A 20,726-nucleotide genomic window follows, 5' to 3' on the forward strand; every position below is an offset into this window, starting at 1 on the left:
CCAGCAGACGGCATCATAAAAAAGGCTCTGTTAGGGCATGTGGTTGTTTCATCTCCACAGTGCGGTGAAAGTACAGACTTTTTCTCAGGTTTTCCCCTTGGCGGGAACCACGGTTAAGGCATTTTTCCGGTTATCCCTTTGGAGCTTCAAGGAAAAAAGCATCAATCATTTTTTATAACACAGCCATAAAAAAAGAAAACCGGGACAGCCTCGCGCAACAGGCTGCCCCGGTTTTCCGCATAGGAGCGGAGGAAGGATTGCCGCCGGCCTCGCTGCTGTCGGCCATCGAGAACCGCCGGAAATTCCCGGATCGCCGGCCCGTGACTGCCGCCGATCCGGGGCTCCGCCCTCCCCGCCGGGTGGACGGAAGGGCGGAGCTGTTTGGGAGGGAAGGATGCCAAAAGGCAATCCGTACGGAGGAGCTTCAGCCGCGCGGCGCGAACGCACCCTTGTTTTCCCCTCCCGGTTCGACAAAACCTGGCCTTAGAAAGCGTACCGCATATTGACGGAGGCCTTGTAAGCGTTGCGGTTGGTGTTGTCGAGGACGTTGCCCCAAACGCCGTCGTTGAGGCTCAGGTGGATGTATCCGAGCTCAACGGCGAGGGTCAGATCCTTGTAGATCTGGTAGTCGGTATCAAAGGTGGCTTCCCAAGCGCCGTCCTTGGTGGTCAGGTAGGTGGAGCCCACCATGCTGCCGGTGGCGTCAGGATAGCTGGTATGGAAAGTGGTCATACCGGCGTTCTCCGGCATATTCTTGTTGTTGGTGCCCCGATAGTAGCCGACCTGAATGGCGTGCGTCAGGTTTTCCATAAAGGAGATGTCCTTCATGCGAAGCGCGATACCCCACGTCCCCACGGGGCTGGTGCCGAGGATGGTGTCGCTGGAAATGCCGTAACCGCCGTCAAAGCCGAAGGAAGAGCCGGACCAGCCGGCATCCACGGTAGGCATGCGTTCGGAGCCGTCATACGGATTGGAGTTGTCGCCGGAGCCGTACCACAGGAGCAGGCCGGGGACGCCGAAATCAAGCTTGTATTCCGCGATGGCGGAAGCCAGCCAGCCGCTGCGCTTCAGGTCGATGGTCTTGCTGGTCGCGCCGTCGTATCCGCTGAGCGAGCGGACGGTGCCCATATCCACGGAGCCGTAGTTGAAGTCACCGGCGAGGCGGAAGGGGCTGAACGTGGTCATTTCGCCCGTGATGCCGACCCACCATGCGTTGCCTTCGCTGCGGTTGCCTTCAAGCGTGGTCAAATCGCTGCCGCTGGGGAGCACGGGGAGCATACCGGCGCGCATATCGTCGATATCCCCCTTGGCGTCGCCGCCAAGGCTGCGGCTGCCCACAAAGCCGTACATGCCCCAAGGCGTGATCTTCACGCCGTCAAAGGTCAACGGCAAGGTCAGGCCGACGAAATCCATGGCGTTGTTCTGATCGTCACGCCACTTGCCGTAACCGTTGGTGTTGTCGTTTTCGGCACGCAGCCAGAAGAGGTTCGCACCGACGTTTTCGGTCAAGTTGCCGCCGATGGTGATCCCCGCGCCGTCGCCGTCGAGCACGGCGGAACCGGCCACGAAGCCCGGCATCACGAAGGGCTGCAAGCCCATGCGGACCAGCACGTCGGTTTCGGGGATGGCCCAGTCGATGTAGGAATAGCGCACTTCAACGGTTCTGCCGTCCGTGCCGAGGGACGCGCCGTCCTTGGCATGGCCCCAATGCGTGTCGCCGATTTCAAAATAGACGACACCCTTCAGGCTTTCGGATGCAATCACATCAATCTGGGTGCGCAGGCGCTGCGCCGCACCGAAGCGGTCGCCGCTGCTGTGCTTGTCGAACGAATCGTTCGTATACTCAAAATTGAAGTCCCACATCCCCTTGGCCTTGATGTCGGCCGCATTGGCGGCGGAAAATGCGGAGCAGACAAGGCCGGCCGCAAGCAGAAGCGTGGTGAGTCTCTTCATGACGAAAATCTCCTTTCTTCATGGTGAAGGTTGGGATATTTCCGGCCTCTTCCTCTCAGAGCCGGAAACATCAAGAGCTTCAGGAGCCGAGGTGAAGCTTTCAAGCGCATTTTCTCCTACCGAAATAAATATTCAATTATTTGTACGATCTTTATAACAGCCCTCTAACGAAGCCCCATCACCCCGCCTGCTGAAAGGAAAATGCGATGCTACGATCCAGCCCTCCTCGGACGGCCCATCACCCGCCAGCGGAAAGGAAAGGCCCTGCCAGCGCATGCGGTTGTTTCATCTCCACAGTACGCTGAAAACACAGCCTTTTTATCCGATTTTCCCATTGGCGGAATCCACAGCTGAAACATTTTCTTGGTTATCCCTTTGGAACTTCAAAGAAAAAAGCATCAGCCATTTTCTATGGCACAGCCAAAGGAAAAAGAAAGGGAAGGAGGTTCCAGCCAATCTGGACGTGGACGCCCTGCTCTCGCCCTCGCTTGCGAAAAGAAAGGTATCTTTAAGCCATGTCGTATTGTTACATATAACTATTTGAAATTATTATAGATATTATTTTATAATTTTCAAATAATTAAATAATTCCAATATATTATATGTGATTAACAACACAATCTAACCCTTTTCCGCGTTTCCTTGCCCAAGGTAAAAACAGGCCCCTGCCTCCATGTCCCCATGCCCCCATGCCTATGTGCAGCCTGACGCTGTTCAAGCGGCGGATACGGTCGGCTTTCGGCGTTTCCCATGCCTATATGCAGGCTGACGCCGTACCGCTGCGACGTGACGCCCATGTCTATACGCAGCCTGAAAAGCCTGCGGGGTTTGGCATTTCCGTCAAACGGACAGGGGCATCCCCTTCCTATCAGGGCCATCCCCTTCCTAACGGGGCTTCCCTTATGGGACTCCCTCTTGCCTGAAGCTCATGGGGCCGACCAGCGGGTAGGGAAGCCCTCCGCACGGGCAAGTGGATGCCCACGTACAGGCCGGCTGCTCCAGCGGATGGGGAAGCCCTTGTCTCAAGGTTCCGGGGATACTGCGGGATACGGGGCTGCCCAGCGGATGCGGAAACCCTGCCGCCAAATGCGCCCCTCCCCTAATCGCTAGGGCGTACCATCAATTTAATATATTGAAATTATTTAACTATTTTCAAAGCATAAAAAATTATTGGCTGTGTCCTAGAAAACGGTTGATGCTTTATTTCCTTGAAATCCCAAGGAAATAACCAATAAAATCCCCCAATCACAGAACCCACTAGCGGAAAATTTAGAGAAAAAGCATATATTTCAGTGTATTGCTGAAACAAAACAACCATGTACTATGACAGAGCCAAATTATTTTTTATAATTTTAAATAGTTACATACAAAAACAACGACACAACCTAGGCTGTTCCAGCGGATGCGGAAGCGCCTCCTAAGCCAACCCTCCGCACGATGCCGGGAACAAGGCCAGCCCGGAAAACGGATGCAAAAGCAGGCCCGCGCCAAGCACTGCCCGGCATAGCCCCGCAATGTGCCGACGCAGCCGGGCGGGGTGGCCCTGCGTTGCGCCCTCATCGGAAAAATATGGCTGTGTCATAGAAAATGATTGATGCTTTTTTCTTTGAAGTTCCAAAGGGATAACCAAGAAAATGTTTTAGCTGTGGATTCCGCCAATGGGAAAGCCGGATAAAAAAGCTGTATTTTCAGCATACTGTGGAGATGAAACAACCACATACCATGACAGGGCCAAAAATATTTTATAACATACCAATATGGATACTATTGTTAGAGCCATCAGCTTGGCTGGCGGCTTTCCTTTGTCCCCCAAAGGGTACGGATACGAGGCAACGCACGCCCATTAAGGAAAAGGTTCCTCCTCCCAAAGGCCATCAGCGGCGCCGGGCTGCAAAACGGCACAAAGGCAACTGCTTGCCTTTGTTCAGCTATCCGCGTAGATTATCACCTTTCGCGCCAGCCGGCCCGGTTGGGGTGCGCCCCTCGGCTTCAACGCAGTCCAGACAAAAGGGAAGCATATGAACCTCACACAGAAAATCATCGGCAGTCACCTTGTTTCCGGCACCATGACGCCCGGAAGCGAAATCGGTCTGCGCATCGACCAGACCCTGACCCAAGACGCCACCGGGACTATGGCATGGCTCCAGTTCGAGGCTCTGGGCATCCCACGGGTCAAGACCGACATTTCCCTGAGCTACGTGGATCACAACACGCTCCAGATGAACTTCCGCAACCCCGACGACCACCGTTTCCTGCGCACCGTGGCGGCCAAATTCGGCGGCGTGTACTCCGGGCCCGGCACCGGCATCTGCCACCAGCTCCACCTTGAAAACTTCGCCAAGCCCGGCGCGACCCTCGTGGGTTCCGACAGCCACACCCCCACCGCGGGCGGCATCTGTTCGCTCGCTATGGGCGCAGGCGGGCTTTCCGTCGCGCTGGCGATGGCGGGCGAGCCTTATTACATCCCCATGCCCAAGGTCGTGCGCGTCTTCCTGACCGGTGAGCTCACCGGATGGGCTTCCGCCAAGGACGTCATCCTCGAACTGCTCCGCCGCCGTACCGTCAAGGGCGGCGTGGGCCGCGTGTTTGAATACGCCGGGCCCGGCGTCGCCACCCTTTCCGTGCCGGAACGCGCCACCATCGCCAACATGGGCGCGGAACTCGGCGCCACGGGCACCCTCTTCCCCTCCGACGGCGTGACCCGCGCCTTCCTCAAGGCCATGGGCCGCGAAGCCGACTGGCTGGAGTTCGGCCCCGACGCCGACGCCGCGTATGATGAAGAAGAAACCATCGATCTTTCCGCGCTGGTTCCGCTGGCCGCGCAGCCGCACATGCCCGACCGCGTGGTGCCCGTAGCCGAACTCGACGGCCTGCCCGTCGAGCAGGTCTGTATCGGTTCCTGTACGAACTCCTCCTACGCCGACCTCAAGCTGGTCGCCCAGATCCTCGGCGGGCGCCGCATCAACCCCGGCACCGACGCCATGATCTCCCCCGGCTCCAAGCAGGTGCTCACCATGCTGGCGCAGGAAGGGCTCCTTGAACCGCTCATCAGCTCCGGCGCACGCCTGCTCGAATGCTCCTGCGGGCCGTGCATCGGCTCCGGCGGCGCGCCCGTCACTGCGGGCGTGAGCGCCCGTACCTTTAACCGCAACTTCGAGGGGCGCAGCGGCACCAAGGACGCCAAGGTCTATCTGGTCAGCCCCCTGACCGCCGCCCAAGCCGCCCTGAACGGCAAGTTCACCGACCCCGCCACATGGGGAACCCCGCCCGCCAAGCCGGAACTGCCCGCCGATCCGCCGTCCATCCGGCACCTGTTCGTGTTCCCGCCGGAAAACGGCGAGGACGTCGAAGTCCTGCGCGGCCCGAACATCGTGGCGCTGGAGAAATTCCCCCGCCTCGACGCGTCCGGCGACGTGCTCGAAGCCAACGTCGTGATCCGCCTCGGCGACAACATCACCACCGACCACATCATGCCCGCGGGCGCGGAAATCCTCGCCCTGCGCTCCAACATCCCGGCCATTTCCGAACACGTGTTCGTGCGTGTGGATCCCGACTTCGTGAAGCGCGCCCGCGCCGTCTCCGAAGCGGGCGGCAACGGCGTCATCGTGGCGGGTGAGAACTACGGGCAGGGCTCCAGCCGCGAACACGCGGCGCTGGCCCCGCGCCATCTCGGCATCAGGGCCGTCATCGCCCTGTCGATGGCCCGCATCCACCGCGCCAATCTGGTGAATTTCGGCATCCTGCCTCTGGTCTTCGTGAACAGGGAAGATTATGCTAAGGTCGCCCAAGGTGCGGATATCCGCATCCCGCTCGCGGAAATCACGCCCGGCGGCGTGACGAATATTGAGATTGCGGGCGTGGGCGTTCTTCCTGTAAGGAATGATCTCTCGGCGGCCGAACTGGACATCATCCGGTCCGGCGGCCTGCTGAACGCCGTAAAAGAAAAAATGTAAGCCGGATCCCGGCGGGACGTGCGGGACGCCGTACGGCCCGCCGGGACCCGTAACCTTTGAACTGGAGCTGTCATGCTGGATCTCATTCGAGCCAACGCCCAATCGTGGGGCGTCAAAATCGCCTTTGGCATCATCATTCTGGTCTTCGTCTTCTGGGGCGTCGGCGGCCTGACGGGTGGCCCTTCCACGGTCATCCTCACCGTAAACGGGGAACCCATCACCATTCAGGAGTTCCAGCGGAAATACGAACAGCTTGAGCAGCAGGTGCGCGCCCAGTACCCCGATCTTGACGCGGCGGGCCTCAAGGCGATGCAGCTCAAGCAGCAGCTTATCCAGAACCTCATCCTTGAAAACCTCATTACGCAGGAAGCCGAGCGCGTCGGCATCGTCGTGACGCCCGTGGAACTGCGCAAGCTCATCGAGAGCTTCCCCGCCTTCCACAACGAAGAAGGCAAGTTCGATCCCGACGCCTACGTCCGCATGATCAAGGCCCAGCGCAACACCCCCGGCAACTTTGAGGCCGAACTCCGCAACAACATGCTGATGAACAAGCTCCGCGCCGACGTCACCGCCGGGGCCTTCGTCCCTGAAGCCGAAGTGCGCGATCTCTTCCGCTATGAAGGCGAACGCCGCATTCTGGAGTACGTTTTCTATCCGCTGGAAGACTATACCTCCAAGGTCGCCATCGACGACGCGCAGATCAAGGACTACTACGAAGCCAATCAGACGGCTTTCACCGTGCCCCCGCAGGCCGACGTGGAATACCTCCTCATCGGCGCGGAAGCGCTCGCCGCCGCCCAGAACGTCAGCGACGCCGCCGTATCCGAATACTACGAAAAGAACGCCGCCCAGTTCGCCACCCCCGAAATGGTGCGCGCCCGCCACATCCTCATCCTGAGCGACGCCAAGGCTTCCGCCGAGGATCAGGCCAAGGCGAAGGCCAAGATTGAAGAAATCGCCCAGCGCATCAAGGCCGGCGAAGATTTCGGCACCGTAGCCAAGGAAGTTTCCGAAGATCCGGGCAGCGCCCCGCAGGGCGGCGAACTCGGCTGGTTCGCACACGGGCAGATGGTCCCCGAATTCGACAAGGCTTCTTTCGCCCTCAACCCCGGCGAGCTTTCCGAACCCGTCAAGACGCAGTTCGGCTGGCACCTCATCCAGCTTGAAGAAAAGAAGGCCGCCGGGCAGAAGCCGTTGGACGAAGTGAAGGATCAGATCCGCACCCGTCTGGCGCAGGATGAAGCCTCCGGCAAGGTACAGGAAGCGCTGGAACAGGTTCAGCTCGCGGTCATCGGCGGCAAGTCGCTGAAGGAGGCCGGGGAACCGCTCAAGCTGGCCCCGCAGGAAACCGGCCTCGTCAATACGACCGAACTGGCTGAAAAGATGGGCATCAAGCCTGAAAACCTGTCGGCGCTGCTGGCCGCCAAGCCCGGCACCGTGCTGGATACGCCTTTCGTGACCAAGACCGGCTACGTCATCGCCAAGGTGAACGAGTCCAAGCCTCAGACCGTAAAGCCGCTGGACGCCGTGAAGGACGACATCAAAGCTCGCCTCCAGCAGGACAAGGCCCGCACGCTCGCCTTTGAAGCCGCCAACGCCGAACGCAAGGCCTTTACCGCCGATCTGCCCAAGGAACTTCAGGGCAAGCTCAAGAAGACCGAACCGGTCGGACGTCAGGGCTACATGGGCGCTCTGGGCATGAACGCCGAACTGGCCAAGGCCGCCTTCGCCGCCAAGGTAAACGAATGGTTCCCCGTGGCCTACACGCTCGACGGCGGCGCGGTCATCGCCCGCGTAGCCGAAGTCGTGACGCCGAGCGATGAAGACTGGAAGGCCGCCGCCCCGCAGATCACCGACGCCGTGCTCAACGCCAAGCGCGAGCAGATGTTCCGCGGCTTCCTCAGCCTGCTCCGCTCCAATGCCAAGATCGAACTGAAGAACGAAACGATTCTGGCGGATTAATAAAAACTGAATCGGGGAGGGGAGAGGGAACCTTTCTAAAGAAAGGTTCCCTCTCCCCTCCCCGAACCCCTCCCCTTTCCCTCCCAAGATTTTTGTATGGGTCAATGAAGGTTGAAGGGGATACGGTATTCCGTTTCGGAGGCATCCGTCTCCCGGTTCCACTATGGCAACTTAACGTTGCCATTTTACAATCTTAAAGTTTAAAATACGCTTGATCCGGCATTGAACAGCGCAAATGAATTGTGCTTATGGCCTTCCAGCGACCGCCTGCTTCCCGCAGTCGGAAGAGCCTTTTCAACATGAAAACGCTCTAAAAAAGCCATAAAGAAAGCGCCCGAACTTTTTTCGGGCGCTTTCTTTATTTCAAAAGGCTGTGTCATAGAAGATGGTTGATGCTTTTTTCCTTGAAGTTCCACAGGGATAACCGACAAAATGCCTTAGCCCTGTATTCCGCCAAGAGAAAAACCGGAGAAAAAGTCTGTATTTTCACCGTATTGTGGAGATGAAACAGCCACACACTATAACAGAGCCTTTCAAAAAATCCAACCCAAACAAAAGCCTGTACCATAACAGACGATTGATGTTCTCTTTCTTGAAATTCCAAGGAGAGAGCCAATACAATTCCTCAACAGTGAAACCCGATAACGGAAAACTGGGGAAAAGGCCGTATGTTTTCATTATTGAGATGAAACAGCCATAGCCATGAAAGGGCAAGGCAACAAGCTGCAACACTTGCTTAACGCTTAAAAAAAGGCTGTGTCATAGAAAATGGCTGATGCCTTTTTCCTTGAAGTTCCAAGGGAATAACCAACAAAATGCCTCAGCCATGAACTCCGCCAAGGGAAAACGGGGAAAAAAGCTGTATTTTTCACCGCCTTGTGGAGATGAAACAGCCACACACTATCCAGAGCCTAAAATATCCCCCAATAATCCTATTTTCCGCAGAACCGGGAGACGTCCGCATCCGAAACGGGACTGCATATAACCTCACCTTCCATTGACCCATACGAAAGTCTTTGAAAGGGGTGGGGGTGGTTTGGAGGGGGCGGGGAAAACTTTCTTCAGAAAGTTTTCCCCGCCCCCTCCAATCTTCTACAGCTTCCTCAGCTTCTTCTCAAACCGCTCGTACTCGCTGAAAATACAGGCGCAGTAGTTCTGGCGGTACAGGCCCATTTCCTTGGAACGGTCGATCCCGGCCTGCCAGAAGGGGCGGAAATCCCGGTACAGGAACTCGGAACCGAACCCCGCCTCGCTCCTGTAATCGCCGGACGCCGCGACGCGGGTTCCGATTTCCCGGATGGCGTCGTGCTGCTGGTGCCGGGAATAGAGCAGGCTTGTGGTAAAGCAGTCAAAACCGTTCTCCGAGGCGATGGCGCAGGTCAGGGCAAGGCGGCTCTCGTAACAGTAGCCGCAGCGGGCATATCCCTGGTTGTCCGCAATGCCCAGATCATGCACCATCTTGAGCCAGCCGGGAAGATCATACGCATCGTCCTGCCAGAGCATGGGCAGATCCATCTGTTCCGCCACCTGCTCCATCGCCTCCCGCCGCCGAAAATACTCGGAGACGGGATGGATGTTCGGATTGGCGAAGTATCCCGTGACGTCATAGCCCTCGTCGCGCAGCGACTGGATGCACATGATGCTGCACGGCCCGCAACAGGCGTGCAGGAGCACTTTCTTGCCGTTACCTGCCATTGTTCTGCCCATTGTGCTGATGGCCCTGCTGCTGTGCGGGGGCTGCTGGTGCGGAAGAGATGCCTTCGATGCGGATATCCAGACGGATATGGAATTCCTTTTCCATGAGCGAGAGCCGTTCGCGCTTGTGGTTCAGGAGGTACAGCCCAAGCTCGGCGTCCACGCTGTGGACGTACTCGGCCTGCCCCGCCGCCGCAGCCCCACGCATGGCGCGGTGCAGCTCGCGGAGCGTCTGCACGGACTGCCACTCCATGTTGCGGCGCTGCCCCGTCCCCTTGCAGTGGGGACAGGTCTCCATGCTGATGGAAATCGCCGAGGAGCCCGTCCGCTGGCGTACGATCTGGAGCAGGCCAAAGGAGCTCATCTTGCCGATGTCATGGCGGGCGCGATCGCCCTTCATGGCATTGCGGAGTTCTTTTTCAACCTCGCGGCAATGTTCGGGATCGCGCATCTCAATGAAGTCGATGACGATCTGCCCGCCGATGTCGCGCAGGCGGAGCTGGCGGGCGATGGCCGCCGCCGCCTCCATGTTCGTGCGGAAGGCCATGGCCTCAAAATTCGTCTTTCCCCCGATCTTGCCGGAGTTGATGTCGATGGCCATGAGCGCCTCTGTCTGATCGAACACCAGACGCCCGCCGGACGGCATGATCACCTCGCGGGAATGCACCTGTTCGATCTGTCCGAGAAGGCCGAAGTGCTCCCAAAGGGTTTTGTCATGCTTCTCATAGAGGTGCACGAGGTCGCCCTTGCGCGGGAACAGCAGGGAAGCCATCTCCCGGATGGCTTCGGCGGTTTCCGCGTCGTCCACCCAGACTTCCGACACGTCGTCGGACAGGTAGTCGCGGACGCTCCGGCTGGCGAGGCCCGGTTCCTGATAGATCAGGGAGGGCACCTTTTCGGTAGTGGCGCGCTTGCGGATGTCCTTCCAGACGCGCTTGAGGAAAGAGAGGTCTTTCTGGAGCGTTGTCTTGCTCGTGCCCGCGCTCACGGTGCGGACGATGGCCCCAAGCCCTTCGCCGGGCTCAAGGCCCCGGATGAGCTCGCGCAAACGGTTGCGCTCCTCGCCGTCCTCCACCTTGCGGGAAATGCCGATCTGCTCCTGCCCCGGCGTCAGCACGAGGAAACGCCCGGCGAGCGACAGCCATGTGGTCAGGAACGCGCCCTTGGAGCCGTTGGGTTCCTTCACGACCTGAACGAGGACTTCCTGCCCCGGCTTGAGCACTTTCTGGATGGGCGGGTATTTGCGGCCCTTGGTGGGCTCGTGGGGCTGGAGGTAATATTCGGGGTGCACTTCGTCGATTTGCAGGAACCCGTTTTTCACGTTCCCATAATTGACGAAAGCGGCTTGCAGGTTGGTGTCGATGTTGTTGATGACGCCCTTGTAGATGTTGCCCCGGATCTTGGCCTGATGGGTCATCTCCACATAATACTCGCGCACTGAGCCGTCTTCGGTGAGCACCACCTCGACCATATCGCCGGGAAGCACGCTGACCAGCATCTTGCGATCCACGCCGGACGCGGCGGCCTTGGCGGGCTTGCGGCCTTTCTTGGCGTCCTGCCCCTCTTCGCCTTCCTCGGCGGCTTCGCCCTCGGCCTCCTGCGGCGCGGCGGCAGCGGCGGCCTTCTTGTTCCGGCGGCGGCGCGGCTTGCGCGGCACGCGGGGCGTACGCGCCTCCTCACCCTCGGCTTCAGCGGGAACAGCAGCGGGTTCGTCGTCATCATCGTCATCAAAGACGAACACCTCATCCTCAGGCACGGCGGCAGCCTGCTGATCCTTCCGCGCCTCCTCGGACGGCTCGGCGGCGGGACGCGCGGGCTTGCGGCGGCGGGAACGGGAGCGGGGCTTACGGGGGGCCTCTTCACCCGCGGCGGCGGGTTCCTGCCCGGGTTCGGCCCCTGCGGGCCCATCTTCGACGGCGGGCGCGGATTCGGCAACGGCCCCAGCCGGGGATTCGGCGGCTAAGGGCTCATCAAGGGCGGGCGTCTCCCCCGCTTCCGAAGCAGCCGCATCAACGGCGGCATCGCCTTCGGCGGGACGGCGGCGGCCCCGGCCGCTGCGGCGGGAACGGCGGCGCTTCGCGGGTGCGGCGGCATCGCCTTCGGAGGCTTCGGAAACATCGGCGGCAGCGGATGCCTCCGGCGAGGCGACGGCAGGGACGGCAGCGGGTTCGGACACGGCGGGGACGGCGGACGCAACCGCCTCGGCGGGCAGCACGGAAGCGGCGACGGCGGGAATTTGAACGGGATGTTCGGTCAACAGGGGCTGTTCGGGCTGCTTCGGCTCCACAGGCTCCTCAACAGGCTGTTTCGGCTGCCCGGCCCGCTTCCGGGATGTTTTCGCCGCGGACGGCTTCGGGGCGGGGCGTTTCCGTGCGGGGGCTTCGGCCGCCGGATCCGATATGGGCTGTCCCTCCGCAGGCTGCACCGGCGCGGCGTCCTCTGGAACGGCAAGTTCCAGCGTGGCCTGTTCCACGGCAGGCTTCTTGCGGCGCGGGCGGCGGGGCTTCTTTTCGGGAGCGGGCTCGGAAGGGGTTTCAACGGCGTCCGCAGCGGCGGACATGGGCATTTCGGACGCAGCCGGCTGTTCCGCCGGGGCCGCGGTCTTTTCAGAATCGGTCATATGTTTCCTCAAAAAACAAAAAAGTATCGGGGTGCCGTCCGGCTGGCGCGGGCGGCCGCAAAATCGCGGGTCGGGCACGCCGTTCGGCGTCTCCGAAGGGCCCCGCACATACGGGCCTCGCCGGGGAGAAAGCCTTTCCGGTGAATACGGAGGGCGGGCAAGGCCGCAAGGCGCGGTTTTCCAAAAAATTTTTCCGGCGGCGACAAATGTCCCTGCGCACGGGCAGGCCAGCGGCCCGTACGGGGAAGCGGCGATCCGGGCGGGCCGGTCAGTCCAGCATGTGAAGCGTCACCGACAGGTCGTCCCCCGCAAGCCGCAGGACGGCATAGCCGCCCGCCGCAAACGCGCCGGGATTGACCAGCACGGTGCGCCCGAGGCGATCCACGGCGCGGGATTCATGGATGTGCCCGCACAGGCACACATCCGGCTGTGCGTCCAGAATGAAGTCGCGTACGGCGGAGGAACCGACGTGGGTTCCGTCCCCGACGATGTCGCACAGCGTGTCATGCGGAGGCGTATGCACGGAAAGCACCACATGGCGGTACGTCCGGGCCTCCCTCCACATGCGTTCGAGCCAGTCCGCAAAGCGGGACTCGGGAAATTCGCTCGGCGTGCCGAACGGCGTGAACGTGGAGCCGCCAAGCCCCATGATCGCGACGCCGAGAGCCAGCTCACGGACGCACAAATGCGTATTCCAACCCTGCTTGGTAAGCCAGTCCGTGACTTCGGCGCGATCCATGTTGCCGATCTGCGCGTAAATGACGGGATTGTAGCGGGTGAGCTTCTCAAGCACGTTGCGGGCCTGCGCCGCGCCGCCGGTGACGGTCAGATCGCCGGTGACGATGATGCCGTCGGCCTCTTCCAATCCTTGGATTTCGCCAAGGCGGGCGGCCTTGTCGTGAAGATCGCCCATGACGATCCACGTGCGAACCCCGGATGACGGGGCGGCCGCGCCGGAGGTTCCGGGAGCGGGGGCCGCAAAGGACGAAAGGGGCTGGACGCTTGGCATGTCGGCAACTTCCTTGTACTGTTGGGGTTGCAGGGTATACCGGCTTGCCATTCCCTGCAAGGGATTCCGCTTCACTCGATCTTTCGTACCCTAACCTATTGTTTCAGGTTTGACAAAGGTGCGCCATGCCCCTCCCTCCGACCTCCCTTTCCGCGGCGGGTATGCCCTCCGGCCACGCCGCCCCGGACAGAAACGCCTTGCGTTCCGAGCTGATGCGCGCCCGCAAAGCCCTTGCCCCCGCCGAGTGGGAACGCCATTCCGCCGCCGTCCAGCGGCGTGTCCTCGCCCTCCCCGAATGGCGCGAAGCCCGCACGGTCGCCATGTATGTCGCCGTGCGGAACGAAATTTCCACCGATGAAATTATCAGGCGCGCGTGGGCCGAGGGCAAACAGGTGCTCCTGCCCCGCTGCCTCCCGCCGAGCGCGGGCGAGGGAATCATGGAATTCGTCCTGTGCCGGGGCTACGATGAACTGGCGCCCGGCGCCTTCGGCCTCTCCGAGCCCGGCCCCGCGTGCCCGCCCCTGCCCCGCACGGGATGGGAACGGGACGCCGCCGGAACCTTCGCCCCGCCTTCCGGGACGGATGCGTCCCTCCGGCTGCCGGATCTGATCCTGGTCCCCGCCGTGGGCATCAGCCCAGCCGGGGCGCGCCTCGGGTACGGCAAGGGCTTCTACGACCGCCTGCTCGCCCTGCCCGGCTGGGGCGGCGCGAAGCGGCTGGCGCTGATCCATTCCCTCCAGATAGCCGCATTTCCCGCCGGGCCTCTGGACATCCCCATGCACGGCTACGCCACCGAAAAGGAACTCATATGGCTCTGAGCTTCATCCCCTTCGCCTTTCCCGGCATTCCGGGCGTCCGCTGCGCCTTCCAGACCCGCGATTGGGGCGTTTCGGAAGGGCCCTATGGGGGCGGGAACATCGCCTACACGGTAGGGGACGATCCCCTGCGCGTCTCGGCCAACCGGCTGGATCTCGCCGCCACGCTTGAGCTTGCCGAAATCGCCGAGCTCGATCAGATCCACGGCGACACGCTCGTTTTCGATCCCCCCTCAGCGCCGCTGGAGCGGTTCGTGGAGCCGCCCGCCTTTCCCAAAGGGGACGGCCTTGCCACGGACAAGCCCGGCATCGGCCTGCTCATCAAGACCGCCGACTGCCAGCCCGTCCTTGTCGCGCACAAGGAAGGGCGCCACATCGCGGCCTTCCACATCGGCTGGCGCGGCAACCGCCTGCGCTTCCTCCAGTCCGGCATTGCGGCCTTCTGCGGGCGTTACGGCCTCGACGCCCGCGACCTGCTCGCCGTGCGCGGCCCGAGCCTTGGCCCGCAGCGTTCGGAATTCGTCAATTATGATGAAGAATGGGGCCCCGATTTCGCCAACTGGTTCAATGCCCGCGACAAGACCATGAACCTCTGGCGGCTGACCCGCGACCAACTGCTGGAAGCGGGCCTTCCGGACGAAGGCATCTTCGGCCTCGATCTGTGTACGGCGTCCATGCCGGACAGCTTCTTCTCCTACCGCCGGGACGGGATCTGCGGGCGTCAGGCCAACGTCATCTGGACAGCCTGAATGCCCATGCTGCTGGACATCCGGGATACGGTGGCCGACTATGCGGAACTCATCGCCCGCGTGGTCGGCGTGGACGTGGAAGTCGTGGACGCGGGCCTGAACCGCCTCGCCGGGACGGGCCTCTATGCCTCCGGGGTCGGGGAAAACATCCGCGCCGCGGGCGAAACCTACCGCCACGTCATGCGCATCCGGCGCTCGTTCGTCATGGAGACGCCCCGCGAGCATTTCATCTGCACGCGCTGTCAGGGGCGCGGCCTCTGCCGCGAAACCCTTTCCATCAGCACGCCCATCATCGACGGCGGCGACGTGCTCGGCGTCATCGGGCTCGTCTGCTCCACCGACGAAGACCGCGCCCGCGTCCTCGCGCACAAGGACGTGTACGTCCAGTTCATCGAGCGCTGCGCGGAATTCATCCTGCACAAGCTCCACGACCACGCCGACCTGCTCCGCGCCCGGTCGTTCCTCGACATTATGCTGCGGATCCTCGAAATCAACAGCCGGGGCATCGTCATCTTCAACGCCAAGGGCGGCATTTCCTACCTGAACGACATCGCCCGCCGGGATCTTGGGCTCAAGGGCGACGGCCTGCCCACGGACGTGCAGTTCAAACGGACAGGGGAATCCTTTTCGGATCTTGAGGAGTTCGTGGTCACCGCCCGGAACCGCAAACACACGCTCATGGGCCAGATGACCCCGCTCGCGCCTTCGGACTACCACTTTGCCGCGGTCTTTACCTTCGAGTCCCTGCCGCGCATGGCGGATCGCGTCTCTTCCCTTGGGGACTCCCTTTCCGGCGTCGAGAACCTCATCGGGCGCTCGCCCGCCATGCTCCAGCTCAAAGATCAAATCCGCCGGATCGCGGGCTCCACATCCACAGTCCTCGTCACCGGCGAATCCGGCACCGGCAAGGAACTCGTCGCCCGCGCCATCCACGCCGCCAGCGACCGCCGGGACAAGCCGTTCATCGGCATCAACTGCGGGGCCATCCCCGACGCCCTGCTCGAAAGCGAGCTGTTCGGCTACACGGGCGGCGCGTTCACCGGCGCGAGCGCCAAGGGGCGCATCGGCAAATTCGAGCTGGCCCACAAGGGCGTGCTGTTCCTCGACGAAATCGGCACCATGCCGCTCTACCTGCAAGTGAAGCTACTCCGCGTCCTGCAGGAACGGGCCTTCACCCGCCTCGGCTCCAACCGGCTCATCGAGGTGGACATCCGCATCATCGCGGCGGCGAACGAAGATCTTGCCGGAGCGGTGCGACAAGGCCGTTTCCGCGAGGATCTCTTCTACCGCCTGAACGTGATCCCGTTACAGGTTCCGCCCCTGCGCGAGCGCCACGGCGACATCGAGCTGTTGTCGTCCCACTTCCTCGCCCGCTACAGCGCCCGGTTCAACAAACAGGCCCCGTCGCTCGGCCCGGACATGCTCGCGGCGCTCTCCGCCTACCCGTGGCCCGGCAATGTGCGCGAGTTCGAGAATGTCATAGAATTTATGGTCAATATGGCCCCGGCGTCCGGCGGGGTGCTGCATCCTGACATGCTCCCCGCCTCCGTGCGCGGGGCCCTGCCCCCTTCCGTGCCCCCGCCCGCCGCGCCGCCCGCCTCCGGCGGGATCATCCCCCTCCGCGATCTGGAGCGCAACGCCATCCTGGACGCCGTCCGCCGCTGCGGGGACGATACGCCCGGCAAGAAGGCCGCTGCCGCCGCCCTCGGCATCGGCGTCGCCACGCTGTACAGGAAATTGAAGGACTACGAAGGTGCATGACCTTTCCGGCATGCGGCATTTCCGGCGGATGCGGTTCCTCCCGCCTGAAAATACGCTACAGGCTTTTTCTCCAGTTTTTCCGCTAGTGGTGTGGCTCCGCACGCCTGGGACACCCGTCTTCTTTGGACAGCAGCTCCGACGGGCGGGGTGTGGCCCCGCACGCCTGAGAATACCAGGGTTCCATGTACATCATCCGCTGGAAAAGGGATATGACTCCACACGCCTGAGAATACCAAAGGCCGCAAGGCTTTCCCGCCGCTTCTCAAGGTGTGGCTCCACGCGCCTGGGAATATTCCCGATAAGGGCCCGTATTGGCAATGGAGCAAGGTATGGCTCCTCCCATTTGAGAATACGTCGGCCTTCTGCTGCACGTCCGAGCACGGTATGGGTGTGGCTCCGCGGAGAATACGCTTGGGGAGACGCCCGCACCTCGGACGCCCTTTCATCCGCCGTTCGCCCCTCTTGCCCCGCCCCTGCCAAAGCAAACAGCCAGACGCCCTTCGGCCGGATCCATCGCGGCGGCGAGGCTCCTTCCGAGGCCGTTTCCCTCCCTCCAGTCTTGCGATTTTCGGCAAGACACGCTATGCTCATCCCCTTGTGTGCTATCCGGGCGAGAGTGGCGGAATTGGTAGACGCACTGGACTTAGAATCCAGCGGATTTCCGTGGGGGTTCAACTCCCCCCTCTCGCACCAGAAAGCCTAACGGCGCATTCATAAACCTCGTGTTTTGATTGATAAAAAAGTTCGTCCGCCCCTGAACGGGCCGGCTCCCCTAAGGAGGGAATCCCCATGGAATTTGTCGTTGAAAGCCTTTCCCCCACTCGGAAAAAGATCGCCTTCACCCTGACCGCGGATGACGTGAACGCCGCTATCAACACCGCCGTCAAGGGCTTCCAGAAGGATCTGGTCCTGCCCGGCTTCCGTAAGGGTAAAGTCCCCGCGTCCGTAGTGGAAAAGCGCTTCGGCGAAGACGTGTACGCCCGCGCCACGCAGGACGAGATCAACGCCCTCCTCCAGAAGGCCCTCAAGGACTCCGGCCTGACCCCCGTTTCCAGCATGGAAATGGACAACCATGACGCCTTCGCCCGCAATGCCGAATTCAAGTGCAACGTCGCCTTCGACGTGCTGCCCGAAATCGAATTCCCCAACTATGAAGGCCTCGAAGTCGATCAGGCCAAGGCCGACGTGTCCGACGACGACGTGAACGAAATCATCGAAAACCTCCGTGGCCGCATGGCGGAACTCACCGAAGTGACCGAAGATCGCCTTCCCCAGGACGGCGACACCGTGGATGTCGACTACTCCGGCGCCGATGAGGAAGGCAACAAGATCGACGACGTGCAGGGCGAAAACTTCGGCGTGGCCCTCGGCCAGGGCCAGGCCCTCCCCGATTTTGAAGCCCTCGTGAAGACCGCGAAGGTCGGCGAGGAAAAGACCGGCCCCGTGAACTTCCCCGCCGACTACCCCCACAAGCCGCTGGCCGGCAAGACCGTCACCTTCACCATCAAGGTGAACAAGATCCAGACCAGCCAGAAGCCTGAAGTGAACGAAGAGTTCGCCAAGAAGGTCGGACAGGAAAGCATTGAAAAGATGAAGGCCTCCATCATCGAGCACGTTTCCGCTACGAAGGCCCAGGCCGCCCGCAGCGAAGCCATGAAGAAGCTCATCGACGGCCTCCTTGAAAAGGTTTCCTTTGAAATCCCCGAATCCATGCTGAACGCCCGCGTCGAGCGCGTGGTGCAGGAACAGGCCATGAAGCTCCAGCGCATGGGCATCGACGACCTCCGCAAGGATCAGGCGCAGGAAGAAAAGCGCGAAGAAGCCAAGAAGGAAGCCCTCGAAACCCTGCGTCCTCAGGTGTTCCTGATGGCCCTCGCCCAGAAGGAAAACATCACCGTCAGCGATCAGGAAGTGGAAATGGCCATCTACGGCATGGCCATGCGCGCCCAGCAGGACTACAAGAAGGTCAGCGAAGCCTACCACAAGAGCGGCCTGATCTATGAACTGCGCGACCGCATCCTCGCTGACAAGGCTCTGGAACTGGTCTACAGCAAGGCGAAGATCAACGAAGTCCCCGCCGTGAGCCTGAGCGCGCCCAAGAACGCGGACTAGTCCGTTTTCCGCCCGTTTTTTTGGAGAAATGAGGAGAGGGGAGTGTCCGCACTCCCCTCTTTATTGTATGTGGCCCCTGTGCTATTTCCCGTTTTTACGGCTTCATCCCAAGACAACGGCGCAATCGTGCTTATCTGACGGGGAAAGCCCTGATGCCCCAATCATCATATGGAGACAGTATGCAAGACATTCTTGATATGACGGTGCCCATCGTCGTCGAAACGTCGGGCCGCACCGAACGCGCTTATGATATTTTTTCCCGCCTGCTGAAAGACCGCATCGTGCTCCTCGGCTCCGAGGTCAACGACCCGGTGGCGTCCCTCATCTGCGCCCAGCTGCTTTTCCTCGAATCGCAGGACCCGGAAAAGGAAATTTACCTCTACATCAACAGCCCCGGCGGTTCCGTCACGGCTGGCATGGCTATCTATGATACCATGAACTACATCACCCCGCCCGTCGCCACCGTGTGCATGGGCCGCGCCGCCAGCATGGGGGCCTTCCTCCTCAGCGCGGGCCAGAAGGGGATGCGCTACGCCCTGCCCAACAGCCAGGTGATGATCCACCAGCCCCTCGGCGGGTTCCAGGGTCAGGCCACCGACATCGACATCCATGCCCGCGAGATCCTGCGCATGCGCGAGACCCTCAACGGCCTGCTGGCGAAGCATACCGGCCAGCCCATCGAAAAGATCGCCCAGGATACCGAACGCGACAACTTCATGACCGCCGAAATGGCGCAGGCCTATGGTCTGGTGGACAAGGTTCTCGCCTCCCGCCGTGACCTCCTCGCCGAAAAGTCCGAATAGGAAGAGAGATGCCTAATACCACTCCCCCGAACGAACCCCGCTGCTCTTTCTGCGGCAAAACCGAAACGCAGGCGAACCAGTTCGTCTCCGGGCCGGACGGCGTGCATATCTGCGACGAGTGCATCGCCACCTGCAACGAAATGCTGGCCCAGAACACCATTGAGCAGGTCCGTGAAGACGAACGCCTGCTCACCCCGCAGGAAATCAAGGCCCGCCTCGACGAATACGTCATCGGACAGGACGAGGCCAAGAAGATCCTCGCCGTGGCGGTGCATAACCACTACAAGCGCGTCTTTTACGCCGACGCCCTCAAGGGCGACGACGGTGTGGAGCTCGAAAAGAGCAACATCCTGCTTGTCGGCCCCTCCGGGAGCGGCAAGACGCTCCTCGCCAAGACGCTGGCCCGCGTCCTGCGCGTGCCGTTCGCCATCGCGGACGCCACCACGCTGACCGAGGCCGGGTATGTGGGCGAAGACGTGGAAAACATTCTGGTCCAACTGCTCCAGAACGCCGACTACGACCTTGAAGCGGCCCGCAAGGGAATCATCTACATCGACGAAATCGACAAGATCTCCCGCAAGGCCGACGGCCCGTCCATCACCCGCGACGTGTCCGGCGAAGGCGTCCAGCAGGCCCTGCTCAAGATCATCGAAGGCACGGAGGCCAACATCCCCCCCAAGGGCGGACGCAAGCACCCGCAGCAGGAATTCATCCGCATGGACACCTCGAACATCCTGTTCATCGTGGGCGGGGCGTTCATCGGGCTGGACAAGATCGTCGAGCAGCGCATGCGCGGCGGCAGCATGGGCTTCGGGGCCAAGGTGGAGACCAAGAAGGAACGCACCCTCGGCGAGCTCCTTGAGCAGGTGCATCCCGCCGACCTCGTGCAGTTCGGGCTCATCCCCGAATTTGTGGGCCGCATCCCGGTTCTGACGCACGTGGACGATCTCGGCGAGGACGACCTCGTCCGCATCCTGACCGAGCCCAAGAACGCCCTTACCCGGCAGTATCAGAAGCTGTTCGAGCTCGACAACGTGACCCTGCGCTTCACCTCCGACGCCCTGCGCGCCATCGCCCACAAAGCCATTGAGCGCAAGACCGGCGCGCGCGGCCTGCGCAACGTCATGGAAAGCGTCATGCTCGACATCATGTATCAGCTTCCCTCCATGCCCGGCGTGAAGGAGTGCGTCATCAACGACGCGGTCATCGAAAAGAAGGCCCCGCCGCTGTACATCTACGACACCGAAGCGCACATCGCTTCGTAAGGTTGAATGCGGGGGGAAGGGAAACCCTT

17 protein-coding genes and 1 tRNA gene are annotated in these 20,726 nt (G+C 61.3%); 11 read left to right on the top strand and 7 right to left on the bottom strand.

Translation table 11 applies throughout. The features are described from left to right. Positions 1-483 precede the first annotated feature (483 nt). A complete protein-coding gene (locus tag ACZM8Y_RS10960) occupies positions 484-1,953 on the bottom strand; it encodes an outer membrane homotrimeric porin (protein WP_479859060.1) in 1,470 nt (489 codons plus the stop codon). Between the two features lie 274 nt (positions 1,954-2,227). Here ACZM8Y_RS10960 and ACZM8Y_RS10965 point away from each other — a divergent pair, with 274 nt between their 5' ends. Together ACZM8Y_RS10965 and ACZM8Y_RS10970 are read left to right on the top strand one after the other, a co-directional pair. Next, complete coding sequence (locus ACZM8Y_RS10965) at positions 2,228-2,497, top strand: hypothetical protein (protein ID WP_479859059.1); 270 nt, start codon at positions 2,228-2,230, stop codon at positions 2,495-2,497. Positions 2,498-2,642: 145 nt separating this feature from the next. After that, entirely contained in the window at positions 2,643-2,876 is a 234-nt protein-coding gene (locus tag ACZM8Y_RS10970) for a hypothetical protein (protein WP_482333043.1), read from the top strand. A 494-nt stretch (positions 2,877-3,370) separates the two neighbouring features. On the opposite strand, the gene ACZM8Y_RS10975 is transcribed toward ACZM8Y_RS10970, so the two are convergent. Continuing rightward, positions 3,371-3,535, bottom strand: coding sequence for a hypothetical protein (locus tag ACZM8Y_RS10975; RefSeq protein ID WP_487480181.1), 165 nt, complete (start codon positions 3,533-3,535; stop codon positions 3,371-3,373). A gap of 436 nt (positions 3,536-3,971) precedes the next feature. Between ACZM8Y_RS10975 and ACZM8Y_RS10980 the strand changes: the two genes are divergently transcribed. Both ACZM8Y_RS10980 and ACZM8Y_RS10985 read left to right on the top strand, forming a co-directional pair. Then, positions 3,972-5,906, top strand: coding sequence for an aconitate hydratase (locus tag ACZM8Y_RS10980; RefSeq protein WP_479859057.1), 1,935 nt, complete (start codon positions 3,972-3,974; stop codon positions 5,904-5,906). A gap of 72 nt (positions 5,907-5,978) precedes the next feature. Beyond that, positions 5,979-7,868: a SurA N-terminal domain-containing protein gene (locus ACZM8Y_RS10985; protein ID WP_302552531.1), complete on the top strand. Its 1,890-nt coding sequence runs from the start codon at positions 5,979-5,981 to the stop codon at positions 7,866-7,868. 200 nt (positions 7,869-8,068) lie between these two features. On the opposite strand, the gene ACZM8Y_RS10990 is transcribed toward ACZM8Y_RS10985, so the two are convergent. From ACZM8Y_RS10990 to ACZM8Y_RS11010, 5 genes are all read right to left on the bottom strand, one after another. Further along, positions 8,069-8,248 (bottom strand): hypothetical protein, encoded by a 180-nt coding sequence (locus ACZM8Y_RS10990; protein ID WP_487475083.1) that lies wholly within the window; start codon positions 8,246-8,248, stop codon positions 8,069-8,071. Between the two features lie 379 nt (positions 8,249-8,627). After that, entirely contained in the window at positions 8,628-8,765 is a 138-nt protein-coding gene (locus tag ACZM8Y_RS10995) for a hypothetical protein (protein WP_482333511.1), read from the bottom strand. Between the two features lie 195 nt (positions 8,766-8,960). Continuing rightward, on the bottom strand, positions 8,961-9,563 hold the full coding sequence (locus tag ACZM8Y_RS11000) for an epoxyqueuosine reductase QueH (protein WP_482333510.1): 603 nt from the start codon (positions 9,561-9,563) through the stop codon (positions 8,961-8,963). Beyond that, on the bottom strand, positions 9,553-12,183 hold the full coding sequence (locus ACZM8Y_RS11005; protein WP_482333508.1) for an Rne/Rng family ribonuclease: 2,631 nt from the start codon (positions 12,181-12,183) through the stop codon (positions 9,553-9,555). The genes ACZM8Y_RS11000 and ACZM8Y_RS11005 overlap by 11 nt, the downstream gene beginning before the upstream one ends. 268 nt (positions 12,184-12,451) lie before the next feature. After that, complete coding sequence (locus ACZM8Y_RS11010) at positions 12,452-13,192, bottom strand: metallophosphoesterase family protein (protein ID WP_482333506.1); 741 nt, start codon at positions 13,190-13,192, stop codon at positions 12,452-12,454. Positions 13,193-13,317: 125 nt separating this feature from the next. Between ACZM8Y_RS11010 and ACZM8Y_RS11015 the strand changes: the two genes are divergently transcribed. The 7 genes from ACZM8Y_RS11015 (at position 13,318) to clpX (ending at position 20,697) form a co-directional block, all read left to right on the top strand. Beyond that, entirely contained in the window at positions 13,318-14,010 is a 693-nt protein-coding gene (locus ACZM8Y_RS11015) for a 5-formyltetrahydrofolate cyclo-ligase (RefSeq protein ID WP_482333504.1), read from the top strand. After that, positions 14,001-14,756 carry a purine nucleoside phosphorylase YfiH/LACC1 family protein gene (locus ACZM8Y_RS11020; RefSeq protein ID WP_302552798.1) on the top strand — a complete coding sequence of 252 codons (756 nt, stop codon included), beginning with the start codon at positions 14,001-14,003 and terminating at the stop codon, positions 14,754-14,756. Before ACZM8Y_RS11015 ends, ACZM8Y_RS11020 begins: the two co-directional genes overlap by 10 nt. Further along, positions 14,757-16,517, top strand: a complete 1,761-nt coding sequence (locus ACZM8Y_RS11025) for a sigma-54 interaction domain-containing protein (RefSeq protein WP_482333502.1) — start codon at positions 14,757-14,759, stop codon at positions 16,515-16,517. A 610-nt stretch (positions 16,518-17,127) separates the two neighbouring features. Then, positions 17,128-17,210, top strand: a tRNA-Leu gene (locus tag ACZM8Y_RS11030). A gap of 96 nt (positions 17,211-17,306) precedes the next feature. Further along, positions 17,307-18,629: a trigger factor gene (gene tig, locus ACZM8Y_RS11035; RefSeq protein ID WP_308770383.1), complete on the top strand. Its 1,323-nt coding sequence runs from the start codon at positions 17,307-17,309 to the stop codon at positions 18,627-18,629. A gap of 179 nt (positions 18,630-18,808) precedes the next feature. After that, positions 18,809-19,432, top strand: a complete 624-nt coding sequence (gene clpP, locus ACZM8Y_RS11040) for an ATP-dependent Clp endopeptidase proteolytic subunit ClpP (protein ID WP_302552794.1) — start codon at positions 18,809-18,811, stop codon at positions 19,430-19,432. An 8-nt stretch (positions 19,433-19,440) separates the two neighbouring features. Beyond that, complete coding sequence (clpX, locus tag ACZM8Y_RS11045; RefSeq protein WP_302552792.1) at positions 19,441-20,697, top strand: ATP-dependent Clp protease ATP-binding subunit ClpX; 1,257 nt, start codon at positions 19,441-19,443, stop codon at positions 20,695-20,697. The last annotated feature ends 29 nt before the right edge of the window (positions 20,698-20,726 follow it).

It is taken from the genome of Bilophila sp. (assembly GCF_057864385.1).